Origin of the sequence: Microbacterium sp. WCS2018Hpa-23, assembly GCF_031843845.1 — a bacterium.
In the GTDB taxonomy this organism is placed as follows: domain Bacteria; phylum Actinomycetota; class Actinomycetes; order Actinomycetales; family Microbacteriaceae; genus Microbacterium.
On sequence record NZ_JAVTIZ010000001.1, the window covers coordinates 433,967 to 449,849 of the forward strand.

Below are 15,883 nucleotides of genomic sequence, written 5' to 3' on the forward strand. Positions count from 1 at the left end.
CGTCCCTCGTGGGAAGGGGCCCGTAACCTGGCGTGAATGGACGCAAGACTCTGCTCGAAGGTCGGCTGCGCGCGTGAAGCCGTGGCGACGCTCACCTACGACTACGGCGATCAGATGGCTGCGCTGGGCCCACTCGGCCTGGCGAATCATCCGCACGCGCACGATCTCTGCGCGCAGCACGCGGATCGACTGTCGGTACCCGCCGGTTGGCTCGTGGTACGGCACGAGGCGCTGCGCGCCTGACCCGATCAGACCGGAACGGCGGCTGAGACACGCCGCCTGCCGGGCTCCGGTCCCTCGGGCATCCCGGCTACGCTGACCGCGGATGCGCCAAGGCGGCGCGGCCGGAAAGGCAGCCGTGATCGTCTGGCGACGCTGGATCTTCCCTCTTCTTCTCGTGCTCGTGTTCGGGGCATGTGCGGCGGCACTCGTGAAGATCGCGTTCTTCCCCGACCGCACCGAGGCGATGGTCAGCCCGGAGTCGTCGATCAGCGATCCGGTCATCCCGGTCGAACGCGGCTCCGTCGTGAACGCGCTCACCCTGAGCGGCAACGTCGCTCGAGACGATTCGTTCCCTGTGCGCAACGAGATCAATGGAACGGTCCTCGCGGTCCACGTCGCAGAGGGGGCATCCGTCGCGGCCGGCCAGAAGCTCTTCACGATCAGGCAAGACGAACCGAAGAAGGACATCGACGTCGTCGCCGCCGAAGCGGGCGACGTGTCGGAGGTCGCCCTCGTGAAGGGACAGGTCACCTCGGCTGGAACAGAGAGCTACACCCTCACCCCGGCGCGATACCACCTGCTCGCGACGGTCGAACCCGCGCAGCTGTATCGACTGGTGAATGCGCCCGCCGAGGCATCCGTGAGCATCACCGGGGGACCTGCGCCGTTCACATGCACGGGGGTGCGCGTGCAGGTGAGCACGGAGGGAACCGCGAGTGTGCGCTGTGCGGTTCCGACCGATCAGGTCGTGTTCGCAGGGCTCCCTGCGACGATGGACCTCGCGCTCGGTCAGGTCGACGATGCGCTGGTCGTGCCGGTCACCGCGGTGCAGGGCGGTGCGGGCACGGGAAACGTCTGGGTGGATGCGGGTGACGGAAGCGAACCGGCGGAGCGACCGGTGACACTCGGAGTCAACGACGGCACCATGGTCGAGGTCGTGTCCGGTCTCGAAGAGGGCGAGTCGATCAGGCAGTTCGTCCCCGGCTTCGTCGCTCCGGTGGAGGAGTTCTGCTATGAGGTCGCACCGGGCGTCGAGCAGTGCGACAGCGGGACGAGCTGGTGACGCTCGTCGCTCTGGCCGATGTGACCAAGAGCGTGCGACTGCCCGATGACTCGGAGCTGGAGATCCTCCGGGGCATCACGCTGGACGTGAGCGCCGGCGATCACGTCTCGATCGTCGGGCGCTCCGGCTCCGGCAAATCGACCCTTCTGAACATCCTCGGGATGCTGGACGCCCCCACCAGCGGCACCGTCGCGTTCGAAGGGCGTGAGGTGCGGCGCATGCGGTCGGGGCGACTGGATCGTCTGCGCGGCGACAACGTCGGTTTCGTGTTCCAGCAGTTCAACCTGCTCCCCGGGCGCACCGCACTCGACAACGTCATGATGCCGCTCGGTCATGCCAAGGGAAGACTTTTCTGGAACCGCCGACAGATCGCCGCCGACATGCTCGAGCGGGTCGGCCTCGGCCACCGCATCGAGCAGATCGCCGACCGGCTCTCCGGCGGCGAGCAGCAGCGGGTGGCGATCGCCAGGGCGCTCGTGCGTCGCCCGGTGCTGATCCTCGCCGACGAGCCCACCGGCGCTCTGGACATCGACACGGGAGCCACCGTCATGTCGCTTCTCGACGAAGTCGCGACCGAGACGGATGCGGCGCTCGTGACGATCACTCACGACCTGCATGTCGCGGCTCGCGCGCGCAGACACTATCGTCTCGACGCCGGCGTGCTCGAGACGGCCGACCTCACCCGCGCCTTCGAAGCGTCGACGCTGGCGGCCTCGGTGCCGTCGAATCTGGCGGCGGTACCGTCGGCATCAGTGCCGGCCACGCGCCGGGAGACGGCCTCATGACCGGGATACTCGGCGCCCTCTCCGACGCATGGGCGGAGATCCGGGTGCACAAGCTGCGGGTGCTGCTCAGTCTGATCGGCATCGCGGTCTCGGTGGCAGCGCTCACGGGTGTCGTCGCGCTCTCGGAGTACCAGCGGCAATTCCAGGCGGAGCAGTCGGACCGGTGGGGCGGACGGGCCGCGACGCTCGTCGTCGGTGTCAGCACGGCCGACGGTCTGCCCGTCGACGTCGATGGCTTCGACGAGCGGTTCGCACGGGTCTCGGAGCGATTCGGATTCAGTCACACCGCGCGGATCGCGCAGGGCATGACCGTCCCCGTGCAGCTGCCGGATGGCATCGTCGACGTCAACGCACGCCTGATCGATCCGCTGTACTCGCAGATCCACCGCGAGCAGCTCCTCGAAGGCCGCTGGCTGCGAGACTCCGACGCCGATGCCCTCGCGCCCCCGGTCGTGATCACCGAAGCGCTCTGGGACCGGATCGGTCGGGTACCGGTGGTGCAGCATCCGACTCTCACCCTCTCAGGAGCGGCTGGCGGCACCTATCAGGTGGTAGGCGTCGTGCCCCGACAGGGTTTCGGTGACGAGGAGCTCCGTGTCGACGTCCTCTACGACGCGTATCGCGCTCGGGTCGACGCCCTTCCCGAAGGAGCCTGGCCGCAGTACGAGGTGTGGCTCGGGCAGACCGAAGTCGATGCGGTCGCCCCTGTGCTCGCGATGGACCTGCGGGCAGGGCTGCCTGAGGGACAGACAGTATCGGTCAGCCGCTCCGATTGGGCGGCGCAGCCGGGAGCCCTGGACGCGCAGGCGACGTTCGAGATGGTCACGGGCGGCATCGCAGCGGTCATCCTCGCGCTGGGAGCTCTGAGCCTGATCAACATCCAGCTGGTCGCGATGCGTCAGCGGGTGCGTGAGATAGGGGTCCGGCGCGCGTTCGGGGCGACATCCGGTCGCGTCTTCTTCTCGGTCTTCCTCGAGAGCCTCGTCGCGACCACGGTCGCCGGGCTCGTCGGCATCGCGATCGTCGTCGCCGTGCTGCGCTCGGAGTGGGTGGTGACGTCGATGTTCTACGGCATCCAAGACATCCCGCCCTTCCCGATGCGGGCCGCGTTCGTCGGTCTCGCGGCGTCGATCATCGTGGGCGCGGTCTCCGGATTCATCCCCGCGCTCGTCGCGCTGCGAGTGAAGGTCATCGACGCGATCCGGTTCTGACGGGGACAGGATGGCGAAGGGGGAGGAGGTCAGACCCCGACGCGACGCCCTGTGAGTTTCTCCGCGCGACGGTCTGCGTTCTGCAGCGCCCGGCGCTCGCGCTCGCGGCGGAGGACCGTGATCCCGACCAGCACGACCTCCGGCGCTGCCGCGGGCAGCGGCGACACGAAGGGGGAGGCCTCGGTGAGCAGGTCCTGCGCCACCCGCGCACGGGCGGCAGGCACCATCCGCGGTGCGCTCTGCAGGAACTGGGAGATGCGGCGGGCGAGGCGATCGGGCAGACGGGCGACATCCGCGATCTGAGCCCAGCCGGCGAGCATGGGCGGGAGGATCGGGACGGAGGGGACCAGCTTCGGAGCCCGCACACGCTGACTGTAGGTGCCGGCGACCATGTCTCCGAGGCGCTGAGAACGGGCGCTGAACGCGCCCGCGAGCACGGCGACGCTTCCGAGCGTCATATAGATCTCCAGAACACCGAGAAGCGCGCGGATGAATGCATGACGGAACCCGGTCGCGCCACCGTCGATGCGCACGATGCGTCCGCCGACCGCGAGTTTGCCGAGGCTTCGCCCCTTGAGCGCGACCTCCATCGTGATCGGGAGCACGACGAAGCTGACCACGATAGACGCGATCGTCGCGATCGTGTCGGTGGCCTCGTCGAGAACACCGAGGTCCAGCAGCCACAACCGCAGGAACAGTGTCAGGAGGAAGACGGCGAACCCGACCAGGAGATCGATGATCGCGCCGGCGGCTCGAAGTATGAAACCGATCGGCTGCACGTCGATCGCCACGGCTTCACCGGAGAGCACCTCGTCGGATGTATCGAGCGGCGCAGACATGAGTACAGTAAATCAGGTGGATGCCGATGCGCTGACAGATGCACGCCGCGCCGAGTGGGAGCGGTTGGAGCAGTTGAGTCGCGCCCGGCTCGACGGCGAGGGAGTCGACGAGATGATCGTCCGCTACCGTGCGGCATCCGCCGATCTCGCCGAACTCAAGACCTCCGTCGGTGAATCACCGCAGGGTGCGTATCTGTCCACGATCCTCGTGCGCGCACGACTGCGGCTGACGGGAGCCTCCGACAGCATCCTCACCCAGACGGCGCGATTCTTCTCCCGGCAGCTGCCCGCCGCGCTCTACCGGCTGCGCTGGACGACTCTCGTCATCGCCGTCTCGTTCATCGCGATCGTCGTCGGGACCGCCGCCTGGATCTCGTCGGATCCCGCGTTGCTCGCGACCCTCGGGCCACCGGATGCGCTCGAGCAGTATGCGGACGAGAGCTTCACCGGCTACTACACCGAGAACCCCGCCGCGGTGTTCATGGGGATGGTCTGGTGGAACAACGCCTGGATCGCCCTGCAGTGCGTGCTGTTCGGCATCACGGGGCTGTGGCCGATCAACGTGCTGGTGCAGAACGCGATGGGGCTGGGCGTGTCGGCCGCGGTGATGACGGCGCACGACCAGGTCGACGTCATGATCCTCTACATCCTTCCCCACGGTCTTCTCGAGATGACCTCGATCTTCGTCGCCGCCGCAGGCGGGCTGCACCTGTTCTGGTCGTGGGTCGCCCCGGGCAACAGATCACGCGGGGAGTCCCTCGCAGCCGAGGGCCGATCGCTCGCGACCGTGGCGATCGGACTCGTCTTCGCGCTGTTCGTCTCCGGACTGATCGAGGGGTTCGTCACCGGCTGGGCGCTGCCCTGGCCAGTCAAGATCGGCATCGGAGTGGCGGCGCTCGCCGCCTTCCTGATCTACATGCTCGTGATCGGCGGACGTGCATACCGCCGAGGCGAGACCGGAGATCTCGTCGAGTACGAAGCGGGGACGCCGCGACTCCTGGCTGGTTGACCCGAGTTCGTCCGACTTCTGCTCCTGTCAGCGGGCGCGTTCAGCCACGCTCTCGCTGCCGCGGTCCGGTACGTCGAACAGCCCTCGATACGCGAACCCTGCGAGCAGGGCGCCGACGACGGGGAAGACGAGAAACACCCACAGCTGGGTGAGGGCCTCTGCGTTCCCGTACAGGGCGGTGGCGATGGATCGGGCGGGGTTCACCGAGGCGTAGTCGATCGGCAGGATCACGAGGTGGATGACCGCGAGAGTGAGGCCCGCGACGACACCACCGATGGGGGTGCCGCGAACCGGGTGCGTCACCCCGAGGATCACGAGGACGAGGACCGCGGCGAAGAGCGCCTCGACGATGATCGCGGCGCCGAGCCCGAACCCCGCGGGCGAGGCGGCGGCGAAACCGTTGCTGGCGAAACCCTCGACGCGCTGCGCCTCGAGCCAGCCGTCGGGACCGAAGAGGCCGATCAGGAATACCAGGGTCGAGGCGATCAGGCCCCCGACGCACTGGGCGACGATGTACGCGGGCACCTCGCGCCACGGCATCCGACCGGCAGCGGCGACGCCGACGGTCACTGCGGGGTTGAAGTGACCACCGGAGATCGGTCCGAACGCGTAGAACGCGGCGGTGAGGGCGAATCCGGCCGCGAGGGCGATGCCGACGAATCCGATGCCCTGGTCGCTCGTGTCGGTGCCCGCGCCGAACCGTGCGGTGAACATCGCGGAGCCGACGATGGCGAGGACGAGTGCGGACGAGCCGAAGGCCTCGGCGGTCAGACGGACCGTCATCGTGGAGGATCGGTTGCGCGCGTCGCTCATGGTCTTCGTCACTTCCTGCGTCCGGTCCGGGTGCTCACAGGCGCCCGGCGGCTTTCAACTCGAGGTACCTGTCGGCGATCCGCGGGGGCAGGGTCTCGGGGTCGGCTGCGATCGCCTCACCGCCGGCACGTCGGACGGCATCCGCCACGTTCTCGGCGTCTCGCATCGTCCGTTCCGCAGCAGCCGCGAGATAGATCTCCTCGCGTGATCCGCGCTGCCGTGCGAGATCGGCGATGCCGTCGTCGGTCACCGACCCCACGAGGATCGATGTCGCCCGCGAGGCGTCCGGGAAGGCTCCGAGGAATCCCCGGGCGGACTCCGCCGCATCCTGCGCGGTCAGCACGACGATCAGCGCGGGTCGCGTCGTGAGTGTTCGCACGGCAGCGAACGCGCCGTGCCAGTCGGTGTCGACGAGACGGGCATGCACAGGAGCCATCGCGTCGGTCAGCGCGGGGAGGAGGGCGTTGCCCTCGACGCCGGTGACGCGTGCGCGCACGACACGGTCGTACATCAGCAGATGCACGTGATCGCCCGCACGCGCGGCGAGCGCGGCGAGCAGCAGAGATGCCTCGAGTGCGGCGTCGACCCGTGTACCGTCGCCGACGCGTGCGGCTGCCGTGCGGCCGGTGTCGATGATGATCACGACGTGGCGGTCGCGCTCAGGACGCCAGGTGCGAAGCATGGTGGTGCCGGCGCGAGCCGTGGCGCGCCAGTCGATCGAGCGGACATCGTCGCCTCGCACGTACTCGCGGAGCGAGTCGAACTCCGTGCCCTGGCCGCGGACCTGGATGCTGGTGTTGCCGTCGAGCTCACGCAGGCGTGCGAGTCGGGAGGGCAGATGCTTGCGCGATGAGAAGGCGGGAAGCACGCGGATGGTTCCACGCACTCGGTGACGTGCCTGCCTACCGGCGATCCCGAGCGGTCCCCGGGAGCGGATCATCACGAACTCACTCGACAGCTCGCCGCGGCGCCGAGGGAGAAGGGGGATGGACACGCGGCGGCGCTCACCCGACGGAACGCTGAGATGCTGACGGCCCTCGACGGCCCCCGCCGTCGGCTGCCAGGCGTCGCGGATCAGCGCATGCAGCGTGCGAGGGCCCTGGTTCTGGAGCGCGACGCTCACCGGTACGAGCTCACCCAGACGGGTGCGCGTCGGCACGCGCCTGGTCACGACGACCGAGCGCGGGCTGGGCGCCAGCAGCACGTCGAGCACGATCAGGACAACGCAGAGTCCCACCCAGACGCCGAGCGCGGCGTACGGCGGATAGCCCGCGAGTCCTGCGAGGACGAGCGGGACGATGCCGACGGCGACGGCGAGCGCGAGACGGCCGGTGACGAACACCTAGATCGGCACCCTGGTCTGCTGCACGACCGAGGTCAGGACCGCATCGGCCGAGACGCCCTCCATCTGGGCATCGGGGCGCAGCTGCAGGCGGTGGCGCCATACCGGCACGAGCATCGTCTGCACGTGGTCGGGAGTGACGGCCGACGACGCGTTGAGCCAGGCCCAGGCCTTCGCCGCGGCGAGCAGGCCGGTCGATGCTCGCGGGCTCGCGCCGAGCTCGACGGAGGGCGATTGCCTCGTGGCTCTGGCGAGATCGACGACGTAGCCCAGCACGTCGTCCGTCACGTCCACGCGTCCGGCTGCGGCCTGAGCCGCACGGATCTCGTCCGCGGTCACCGTGGCTTCGACACCCGTGAGCTCGCGGGGCGAGAAGCCCGACGCATGCTTGCGGAGCACCGACACCTCCGCGTCACGCTCGGGCATGCCCACCACCAGCTTCATCAGGAAGCGATCGAGCTGCGCCTCGGGCAGCGAGTACGTGCCCTCGTGCTCGATCGGGTTCTGCGTGGCCGCGACGAGGAAGGGATCGGGCAGGGCGCGGCTCACGCCGTCGGCCGACACCTGCCGCTCCTCCATGGCCTCCAGCAGAGCTGCCTGAGTCTTCGGTGGTGTGCGGTTGATCTCGTCGGCGAGCAGGATGTTGGTGAACACCGGGCCTGCACGGAAGTCGAACTCGCCCGTACGCGCATCGTAGACGAGAGACCCCGTCACATCGCCCGGCATCAGGTCGGGAGTGAACTGCACCCGCTTGGTGTCGAGGCCCAGTGCTCGAGCGAACGAGCGGACCACGAGGGTCTTGGCGACACCGGGTACGCCCTCGAGCAGCACATGCCCTCGTGCGAGCAGCGAGACCAGCAGACCGGTCACCGTGCCCGCCTGGCCGACGACGGCCTTATCGACCTCGGTGCGCACGCGGTGCATGGCCTGACGCAGCTCGGCGTCGTTGAAGTTCTCAGCGGTCACGTGGTGTCCTCGGCTTCCGTTCGGATGGATGGACGGCGGTTCGGCGTGGTGGTCGGCGGATCACTCCGGTCTCCGCTCGATGGTGGTGGAGTCGTCGACGGCGCTCTCGAGCTCCTGCAGCCGACGCGCCAGGTCGATCAGCGACGGATCGTCGGTGGGGGAGGGACCCGCGAGAAGGTCGTGCAGAGTGCCGCGCGGGATCCGGAGGCGGTCTGAGGCGGCATCCGCGATCTGCTCCGCCGTCGCGTTCACGGCGAGCCCGAGTCTGCGGGCCAGCCTGCGCCTGCTCCCGTCGCGGATGGCTTCAGACGCGTGGGCGGCGTCACCCGCCTTCGCCGTCAGACGGGCACGTCCGTGCATCGTCTCCGACGCGCGGACGGTCACGGGCAGCGTCTCGGCGACGAGCGGGCCGAAGCGCTGGCCCCGCCACAGTGCGGCCGCGAGCCCGGCGATCATCAGCAGCAGGATCGCCGGCGTCACCCAGCCCGGTGTGAGCGAACCGAGGCTGTCGGGCATCTCGCCTTCGATGTCCGTGTCGCTGAAGCTCGGGATGTACCAGACGACACGGTCCGTCTGGCCGAGCAGAGCGAGTCCGAGCGCGGCGTTGCCGTCGTCCGCGAGATAGGCGTTGCTGAACAGACGTGCGCCTTCGACGACGATGCGCGTCGTGCCGTCGTCCTCGTCGACGAGGACGGCCGAGGCGTCGTCAGTGCCGAAGCATCCGTCGACGCCGTCACCCGGGGCGAACATGCGGTCGGGACGGATGTCGCCGACGTCGGCGAATTCGGGGATGCTGCAGTCGGCATCCACCGGGCTCGGGTCCGCTGCGGCGTTGTCCCCCATGCGCAGGAGGTTCAGCAGATGCGTGCTGCTGGAGAGGAAGACGACTCTCTCGGCAGGGGCGATCAGCTCGGTGATCCCGTCGTCGGACAGCGTGTACGGGTTGGCCATCACGAGTGTGGAGTTCTCGTCGAGTGCTGCCCGTGCCTCGGCGCGGGAGCGGAAGACCGAGACTTCGACACCCTGGTCGTCGAGGATCTGAGCGAGCGCCATCGCACCGGAGTCGCTGACGCTTTCGGGATCGAGCGAGCCGCGCTGGTCGGGCATGCGGACGGCGACCTGGGTCGCGACGAAGACTCCTCCGAGCACGAGCGCGACCACGATGGCCCACCCGAGAAGAGACTTCAGACGTCGACCGCGCGGAGCGCGTTCCGCGGTGGATGCCGACGCATCGCGCTGCCCGATGACCGTCACGCGTTCACCGCCTCCGGTCGCAGCGCACTCAGGCGGTCATCGGTCGCGGCGAGCTCGGCATAGCTCGATTCTGTGGCGGGATGCCGCAGATAGCGCACGTCGTCGAACGAGACAGCCGCATCGCGGACGGGTGCCGTCTCGAGAGGGAATACGACAGACACCTCTCGGGCGATCGCCTGCGCGGTCGCCCCGGGGGAAGGATCGATGAGATCCCGCTCCAGAAGACCTCTGGCGAGCGCGCGGAACCGCAGGATCGTGGCCTCGTCCCAGTCGCCTGCCCGTGCGCATCGATCAGCATCTGCCCGTAGCTGCGTCGCGGATCGGTCGTCGTCTGCTCCGAGGAGATCGCCTCGTGCGCGCCGGACGGCCTGGGCTCGACGCGGGCGCCCCCAGATGATGAGCGCCGCGAGGAGCGCTCCGAACACGATGATGCTCACGATGATCAACGCGGAGGGACCGACGTTCGCGCTGTTGTCGGAGTTGAACAGATCGGCGAGGAATCGTCCGATGTCGCGCGCGAGCATGTCGAACCAGGTCGGTTTCGCATCGGCGTAACGCGGGTCGGCGAGCTCCTGCTCCGCCCACTTCCGTGCTTCCTCCCCGTCGGGGATGAGCACGTCGTCGAGAGGACGGATCATGCCGACCCTTCGTCGCCCGCACCGGGCGCGGCCCAGATCGAGTCAGCGGACTCGGCCGGAGGTGACGCGGGCGGCGAGTATGCAGGCGGAGGTGTGGATGCCGCCGGTGGCTGGGGTGCTGCCGGTGGCTGGGGTGCTGCCGGCTGCTGGGCATACGGCGGCAGGGAAGGAGTCTGCTGAGCGGGGTACTGCGGCGCGGCAGGTGGCTGCCCTTGGTACGGCTGCCCTTGGTACGGCTGCCCTTGGTACGGCTGTCCCTGGTAAGGCTGTCCCTGGTACGGCTGCGCGGGGTGCTGTCCCGGATACGGCTGCGCGGGGTACTGTCCCGGATACGGCTGTCCGCCGTACTGCTGGACCGGGTACGGCTGCATCTCATGGCCTGTCGTCATCATCGCCCACTCCGGGACCTGCTGCGGCGGCGGAGCGCTCGACACGGCCCGCTCGGGGTCGACGATGAACGGGTCACCGAGTTGTTCATCCGTCCATCCGAGATCGCGGCGCTCGACGTGGCTGATGAGGGCCTGGTCGAGCCCCTCGTACCGCATCCGGCTGTCGAGGTACACGAGGGTGCCTGCGCTGCTCTGCACCACGAGAGTGATCGCCTGCAGCACGAGAAGCAGGATCTGTGGCGCGAGGAGGGCGAAGACGAACGCCATGATCCCCGCGGTGTCGGACGAGCCCGTCGGCGCGATCACCGAACCGAGCATCGAGCCGACCAGCGAGACGGGCAGGTTCACCACCTGCATCGCGACGCCCATGATGGCGCCGATCAGGAACGTGACACCCCAGGCGACCCAGAACCGACCACGCGTCAGACGCCATGACCGCACGAGCGCGTCGCGGAACTTCGCCCTCTCGAGAACGAGGATCGACGGAACGAGGAGCAGCTTCGTCGTCAGCCAGACGACGAGCGGGATGGTCGCCAGCACGAGCAGCACCACGAGGATCACGATCCCACCGATGGCCTCGGCGGAGCCTCCGAGCCCGCCGGCGATGAAGCCGGCGATCACGAGGAAGACGATCACGATGATGCCGAAGACGAAGATGATGGACAGGGAGGCGAAGCCCGCCAGTCGCCAGAACGACGGGATCATCTTGCGCCAGAGAGTCCCGAGGGTCGCCTTCACACCGATCGCCGCGAAGCCGATCTCGGCCGCGACGACGCCCTGCATCAGCGCGGTGAAGGCGATGGACGCCAGACCCACGGCGATGCCGGCGACGATGTTCATCGCGATGGTGCCGGCGAACACGGCCTCGAAGTCGGGTGAAGCGACAGACAGCGATTCGAGTCGTGTGAACGTCGTGACGAACACGAAGCCCATGACCGTGGCGCTGAGCACCACCACGGCGAGCTGGATCACGACGCCGAAGCCGAAGAGCACCTTCGGGTTGTGACGCAGCGCCGCGAACGACCTGGTCAACAGCATCCCGAACGTCATGGGATGCAGGGGGATGATGCCCTTCTTGGGGGCAGGGGTCCACGTCTGGCCGCTCACCGGCACTCCCTCCGTCGTGCGCTCCCATCGTGTCACAACACCGCTCGGGCGCGTAGACATGGGGGTCGTGGTACTGAGTGCCATAAGGTAACAGTTATGACCTCACGCATTCTTGTGGTCGACGACGACACCGCGCTCGCCGAGATGATCGGCATCGTGCTGCGCACGGAGGGCTTCGAGCCGGTGTTCTGCGCCGACGGTGCACGGGCCGTCGAGGAGTGGCGCACTCAGCGTCCCGATCTCGTGCTGCTCGACCTGATGCTCCCCGGCATGGACGGAATCGAGATCTGCGCACGGATCCGCGCCGAGTCCGGAGTCCCCGTCATCATGCTCACTGCCCGCAGCGACACGGCCGATGTCGTCCGCGGCCTCGAGGTCGGCGCGGACGATTACATCGTCAAGCCCTTCAACCCGAAGGAGCTCGTCGCCCGCATCCGCACTCGTCTGCGCCCCTCGCCTCAGACCGTGGGGGAGCAGCTGCGTGTCGGCGACCTCACCGTCGACGTCGACGCACATGAGGTGCGAAGGGGCACGGCTCCCATCGCTCTCACGCCGCTCGAGTTCCAGCTGCTCGTCGCGCTCGCCTCGAAGCCGCAGCAGGTGTTCTCGCGAGAGATGCTGCTCGAGCAGGTCTGGGGCTACCACTACAAGGCAGACACTCGCCTCGTGAACGTGCATGTCCAGCGCCTCCGCGCGAAGGTCGAGCTCGACCCGGACAACCCCAAGATCGTCATGACGGTGCGTGGCGTCGGCTACCGTGCCGGGAGCGCGGGCTAAGCGCACCATGGCCGCCACCGCAGCGACCACCACGGCGGTCGCTGTCATCCGCGACTGGCGCGGTTGGCCCACCGTCACCCGGGCTCTGTGGCGACGATCCCTGCGGTTCCGGACGCTGACGATCACGCTGCTCCTCACCTCGACCGCGATCCTGATCACCTGTGTGACCATGGCGCTCGTGATCCAGAACGACCTGTTCGAATCGCGCAAGAACGAGGCGCTCGAAGATGCGGCTCGTTCGGTGAACCAGGCGCAGACGACGCTGGACGCCACGGCACTGGGCGATGACCCCGCAGCGCTGCGGGAGCTGTGGGACAGCGTGCAGGAGGACCTCGGCCGCAACTCGACCGCGGAGGGTCTCGCCGGATTCCGGGTCGACGGCGACGCTGGCGCCGTCTCTCTGAACGGCTTCACCGCCGGCCTGAGCGCCAACAGCATCAGCCCGGCTCTCCGGAACCGCGTGGTCAAGTTCGACGACTGGCAGTCCTGGCAGTCCGCGTCGCTCGACGTCGACGGTCGGGCCGTGCCGGGCGTCATCGTGGGGCAGCAGCTCCAGGTGCCCGAGGCCGGACCGTTCGAGGTGTACTTCGCCTACGACCTCGCGGACGCCGACAACACCCTCACCTTCGTGCAGCGCACACTGTGGATCGCCGGCATCGGGCTCATCGCGATCGTTGCCGCGATCTCGTTCGTCGTACTGCGCACCGTCTCGACCCCGATCGTCGAGGCCGCCGAGACAAGTGCCCGACTGGCGTCGGGTGATCTGGCCGTGCGCATCGACGTGCACGGCGAAGACGAGATCGCGACGCTCGGGCGTTCCTTCAACGCCATGGCCGACAGTATCGAGTCCCAGATCAAGGAGCTCGGCGAGCTCTCCCTCGTGCAGCAGAGGTTCGTCTCCGACGTGTCGCACGAACTCAGGACGCCTCTCACGACCATCCGGCTCGCGGCCGACATGCTGAACGATCAGCGCGCGGAGTTCGACCCGACGACGGCACGGACCACAGAACTCCTGCACACCCAGGTGCAGAGATTCGAGACGCTGCTGTCCGACCTGCTCGAGATCAGCCGCTACGACGCCGGGTCCGTGCAGCTCGAACTCGAGGCGACGAGCCTCGCGCACCTCGCCGAGGACATCATCGAGCAGATGCAGCCGCTCGCCGACGGACGTGGCAGCGAACTGCGCCTCGTCGCGCCAGGCGGATACTCTCCGGTCGACATGGACCCGCGCCGCGTGCGGCGAGTGCTCCGCAACCTGATCGGCAATGCGATCGAGCATGGCGAGGGGCGTCCCATCATCGTGACGGTGGACAGCAACCAGCATGCGGTGGCTGCGGGTGTCCGTGACTTCGGATTGGGCATGGACCCGGCGGATGCCGAGCGCGTGTTCGACCGGTTCTGGCGAGCCGACCCGTCACGTCAGCGCACGATCGGAGGCACGGGCCTCGGGCTCTCCATCGCCCTCGGCGACGCGACCCTGCATGGGGGCGCACTCGGCGTGTGGTCGGAGCTCGGCGTCGGCACCAACTTCGTGCTCACCCTTCCGCGCCGAGGCGACGCCCCGGACGGGCCGTCGCCGATCCCTCTCGAGCCCCAGGATTCGCTCGGCGAGATCGGTGATGCCACGCAGCCGATCCAGCTCGCCGATCTTCCGGCCGAGCTCTTCGACCGAGGGAGTCTCGAATGATCTCGCGGACTCGACGCGTGCTGCGCGGGGTGGCGGTCGTCACGGCCGCTCTGCTCCTTTCCGCCTGCTCGGGTCTTCCCACGACGGGGGACGTGCAGCCGGGGCTCGCGCTCGGTGCATCGCCCGAAGATCAGGATTTCCTCCCACTCGCCTCCGGCCCCGCTGAGGGGGCGGGACCCGCGGCGATCGTCGAGGGGTTCATGGAGGCCGCGATCACTCCGGCCGACAACTGGGACACCGCGCGCAAGTTCCTCACGCCCGATCTCGCATCGACCTGGCGCCCGAACACCGGGGTGTCGATCGACATCAGCGGGGCCACGCGCTCCTTCACCTCGAGTGTCGATGATGATGTGGATGCCCGTGACGGGGACTCCGCCGAGGTGAGGGTCAGGTTCGATCAGGTCGCGAGTGTCGACGCGACCGGAGCGTACTCCGAGGCCTTCGGGCCGTCGAACTCCGCCTTCGTCGTCGTGTTCGAGGATGGGCAGTGGCGTATCGCGGAGGCCCCCGACGGCGTCGTGATCGATGAATCCCGGTTCTCGCGGGTCTACGACGACTACGCGCTGCAGTACTACGACCAGACGTGGGAGAGACTGGTTCCCGACGTGCGGTGGTTCCCGCGCCGCGCCACGATCGCCACCACGATCGCGCAGTCCCTGATCGGTGGAGCGCCGAGTCCGTGGCTCGACCCGGCGGTCCAGAGTGCTTTCCCGCAGGGCGTGCAGCTCGCCCGTGACGCCGTGCCCATCGGTCCTGACCAGGTCGCCGACGTCGCGCTGAATCGCGCGGCCCTCGGCCTCGATGCGACGACGCTCGCACGCATGCGCACGCAGCTGCAGGCGACGCTGAACGCCGCAGGGGTGCAGGTCGACCAGGTCATGTTCAGCGTCGACGGGCGCACACTCGACGCCGGCGTCGTCAGAGTCATCGAAGATCCTGCGGACGCGGGCAGCCTCATCCTGAAGGACGGTGAGTTCGGCGCACTCGTCGGCAGCGAGATCACACCGATCCCGGGAGTGTCGGACGAGATCCTCAGTGCCACCCAGCCCATCAGCGCGATCGATGTCGCGATCGACGGTTCGCACGCGGCCGTCCTGCTCGCGGACGGGCATGTGTATGTGACGAGCGATGACGGCTTCAACGAGCTCGATGCCAGAGCGTCGCTTATCCGACCCTCGATGGATCCCTTCGACTACACCTGGTCCGTGCCCTCGAACGCGCCGTCGGCGCTTCAGGCGATCGGCAGTGACGTCTCTCCGCATGCGATCACCGGAGCGTGGCCGGATGCCTCGTCGGTCTCCGCCGTGCGCGTCTCCGCAGACGGCGCTCGCATCGCAGCGGTCGTCGTGATCGGCGGTGAGCGCTGGGTCGTCGTCTCCGCGATCGTCCGCGACGAGGCCGGCGTGCCGACCGAACTCGGTCCCGCTGAGCCGTTGGCGCAGCTCGACAGCGGGGTCAGCGGGCTCGTCTGGCTGGGTGCCGACCGCCTCGGGCTGCTGACCGACCCCGATGACCGGATGGTCCTCACGCAGATCGTGGGAGGACCGGGCACGTCCGAGGTCGCTCCGACGGGGGCCGTCTCGATCGCGGGGTCCCGTGCTCCGGCGGGTGTGCGGGTGCTCGGTGCTGAAGGCGGAGTGTTCGCACGGAGCGGTTCCGCGTGGAGCGAGTCGATCGACGGAGTCACGCTGCTGGCAACCAGAGCAGGACACTGACCGTCGCTTCCGCAGGATCGTCTTCTTCTCCAGAATCGTCTTCTTCTGCAGAGTCGTCCGAAGAGC

15 protein-coding genes are annotated in these 15,883 nt (G+C 68.4%); 8 read left to right on the plus strand and 7 right to left on the minus strand.

Going from position 1 to position 15,883, the window contains the following annotated elements:
• The first annotated feature begins 36 nt into the window (after positions 1-36).
• From RQG77_RS01970 to RQG77_RS01985, 4 genes are all read left to right on the plus strand, one after another.
• Complete coding sequence (locus tag RQG77_RS01970; RefSeq protein ID WP_311243201.1) at positions 37-243, plus strand: DUF3499 family protein; 207 nt, start codon at positions 37-39, stop codon at positions 241-243.
• A gap of 82 nt (positions 244-325) precedes the next feature.
• Positions 326-1,285 carry an efflux RND transporter periplasmic adaptor subunit gene (locus tag RQG77_RS01975; protein WP_311243202.1) on the plus strand — a complete coding sequence of 320 codons (960 nt, stop codon included), beginning with the start codon at positions 326-328 and terminating at the stop codon, positions 1,283-1,285.
• Positions 1,282-2,070, plus strand: a complete 789-nt coding sequence (locus RQG77_RS01980; protein ID WP_311243203.1) for an ABC transporter ATP-binding protein — start codon at positions 1,282-1,284, stop codon at positions 2,068-2,070. Before RQG77_RS01975 ends, RQG77_RS01980 begins: the two co-directional genes overlap by 4 nt.
• The gene (locus tag RQG77_RS01985; RefSeq protein ID WP_311243204.1) at positions 2,067-3,281 is read left to right on the plus strand and encodes an ABC transporter permease; all 1,215 of its coding nucleotides are present in this window, start codon (positions 2,067-2,069) and stop codon (positions 3,279-3,281) included. Before RQG77_RS01980 ends, RQG77_RS01985 begins: the two co-directional genes overlap by 4 nt.
• A 29-nt stretch (positions 3,282-3,310) precedes the next feature.
• On the opposite strand, the gene RQG77_RS01990 is transcribed toward RQG77_RS01985, so the two are convergent.
• Positions 3,311-4,120, minus strand: coding sequence for an RDD family protein (locus RQG77_RS01990; RefSeq protein WP_311243205.1), 810 nt, complete (start codon positions 4,118-4,120; stop codon positions 3,311-3,313).
• A gap of 16 nt (positions 4,121-4,136) precedes the next feature.
• On the opposite strand from RQG77_RS01990, the gene RQG77_RS01995 reads away from it, so the two are divergent.
• Positions 4,137-5,129 carry a stage II sporulation protein M gene (locus RQG77_RS01995; RefSeq protein WP_311243463.1) on the plus strand — a complete coding sequence of 331 codons (993 nt, stop codon included), beginning with the start codon at positions 4,137-4,139 and terminating at the stop codon, positions 5,127-5,129.
• Positions 5,130-5,156: 27 nt separating this feature from the next.
• On the opposite strand, the gene RQG77_RS02000 is transcribed toward RQG77_RS01995, so the two are convergent.
• From RQG77_RS02000 to RQG77_RS02025, 6 genes are all read right to left on the minus strand, one after another.
• Complete coding sequence (locus tag RQG77_RS02000; RefSeq protein ID WP_311243206.1) at positions 5,157-5,942, minus strand: aquaporin; 786 nt, start codon at positions 5,940-5,942, stop codon at positions 5,157-5,159.
• Positions 5,943-5,976: 34 nt separating this feature from the next.
• Positions 5,977-7,284: a DUF58 domain-containing protein gene (locus RQG77_RS02005; RefSeq protein WP_311243207.1), complete on the minus strand. Its 1,308-nt coding sequence runs from the start codon at positions 7,282-7,284 to the stop codon at positions 5,977-5,979.
• On the minus strand, positions 7,285-8,208 hold the full coding sequence (locus RQG77_RS02010) for a MoxR family ATPase (protein ID WP_311243464.1): 924 nt from the start codon (positions 8,206-8,208) through the stop codon (positions 7,285-7,287).
• A gap of 102 nt (positions 8,209-8,310) precedes the next feature.
• Positions 8,311-9,504 carry a DUF4350 domain-containing protein gene (locus RQG77_RS02015; protein WP_311243208.1) on the minus strand — a complete coding sequence of 398 codons (1,194 nt, stop codon included), beginning with the start codon at positions 9,502-9,504 and terminating at the stop codon, positions 8,311-8,313.
• The gene (locus RQG77_RS02020) at positions 9,501-10,142 is read right to left on the minus strand and encodes a DUF4129 domain-containing protein (RefSeq protein ID WP_311243209.1); all 642 of its coding nucleotides are present in this window, start codon (positions 10,140-10,142) and stop codon (positions 9,501-9,503) included. Before RQG77_RS02020 ends, RQG77_RS02015 begins: the two co-directional genes overlap by 4 nt.
• A complete protein-coding gene (locus RQG77_RS02025; RefSeq protein WP_311243210.1) occupies positions 10,139-11,638 on the minus strand; it encodes a hypothetical protein in 1,500 nt (499 codons plus the stop codon). Before RQG77_RS02025 ends, RQG77_RS02020 begins: the two co-directional genes overlap by 4 nt.
• 96 nt (positions 11,639-11,734) lie before the next feature.
• Here RQG77_RS02025 and mtrA point away from each other — a divergent pair, with 96 nt between their 5' ends.
• From mtrA to RQG77_RS02040, 3 genes are read left to right on the plus strand one after another with little or no spacing between them, the layout of a single operon-like run.
• Positions 11,735-12,415, plus strand: a complete 681-nt coding sequence (gene mtrA, locus RQG77_RS02030; RefSeq protein ID WP_056308458.1) for an MtrAB system response regulator MtrA — start codon at positions 11,735-11,737, stop codon at positions 12,413-12,415.
• A 7-nt stretch (positions 12,416-12,422) separates the two neighbouring features.
• Entirely contained in the window at positions 12,423-14,102 is a 1,680-nt protein-coding gene (gene mtrB, locus RQG77_RS02035; protein WP_311243211.1) for an MtrAB system histidine kinase MtrB, read from the plus strand.
• On the plus strand, positions 14,099-15,817 hold the full coding sequence (locus tag RQG77_RS02040) for an LpqB family beta-propeller domain-containing protein (RefSeq protein ID WP_311243212.1): 1,719 nt from the start codon (positions 14,099-14,101) through the stop codon (positions 15,815-15,817). Before mtrB ends, RQG77_RS02040 begins: the two co-directional genes overlap by 4 nt.
• The last annotated feature ends 66 nt before the right edge of the window (positions 15,818-15,883 follow it).

Bases quoted from the DNA above. Each gene is read 5' to 3' on its own strand.
- RQG77_RS01970 (WP_311243201.1), top strand. From the start codon at position 37: ATGGACGCAAGACTCTGCTCGAAGGTCGGCTGCGCGCGTGAAGCCGTG.
- RQG77_RS01975 (WP_311243202.1), top strand. From the start codon at position 326: ATGCGCCAAGGCGGCGCGGCCGGAAAGGCAGCCGTGATCGTCTGGCGA.
- RQG77_RS01985 (WP_311243204.1), top strand. From the start codon at position 2,067: ATGACCGGGATACTCGGCGCCCTCTCCGACGCATGGGCGGAGATCCGG.
- RQG77_RS01990 (WP_311243205.1), bottom strand. From the start codon at position 4,120: ATGTCTGCGCCGCTCGATACATCCGACGAGGTGCTCTCCGGTGAAGCC.
- RQG77_RS02000 (WP_311243206.1), bottom strand. From the start codon at position 5,942: ATGAGCGACGCGCGCAACCGATCCTCCACGATGACGGTCCGTCTGACC.
- RQG77_RS02010 (WP_311243464.1), bottom strand. From the start codon at position 8,208: ATGCACCGCGTGCGCACCGAGGTCGATAAGGCCGTCGTCGGCCAGGCG.
- RQG77_RS02020 (WP_311243209.1), bottom strand. From the start codon at position 10,142: ATGATCCGTCCTCTCGACGACGTGCTCATCCCCGACGGGGAGGAAGCA.
- mtrA (WP_056308458.1), top strand. From the start codon at position 11,735: ATGACCTCACGCATTCTTGTGGTCGACGACGACACCGCGCTCGCCGAG.
- mtrB (WP_311243211.1), top strand. From the start codon at position 12,423: ATGGCCGCCACCGCAGCGACCACCACGGCGGTCGCTGTCATCCGCGAC.
- RQG77_RS02040 (WP_311243212.1), top strand. From the start codon at position 14,099: ATGATCTCGCGGACTCGACGCGTGCTGCGCGGGGTGGCGGTCGTCACG.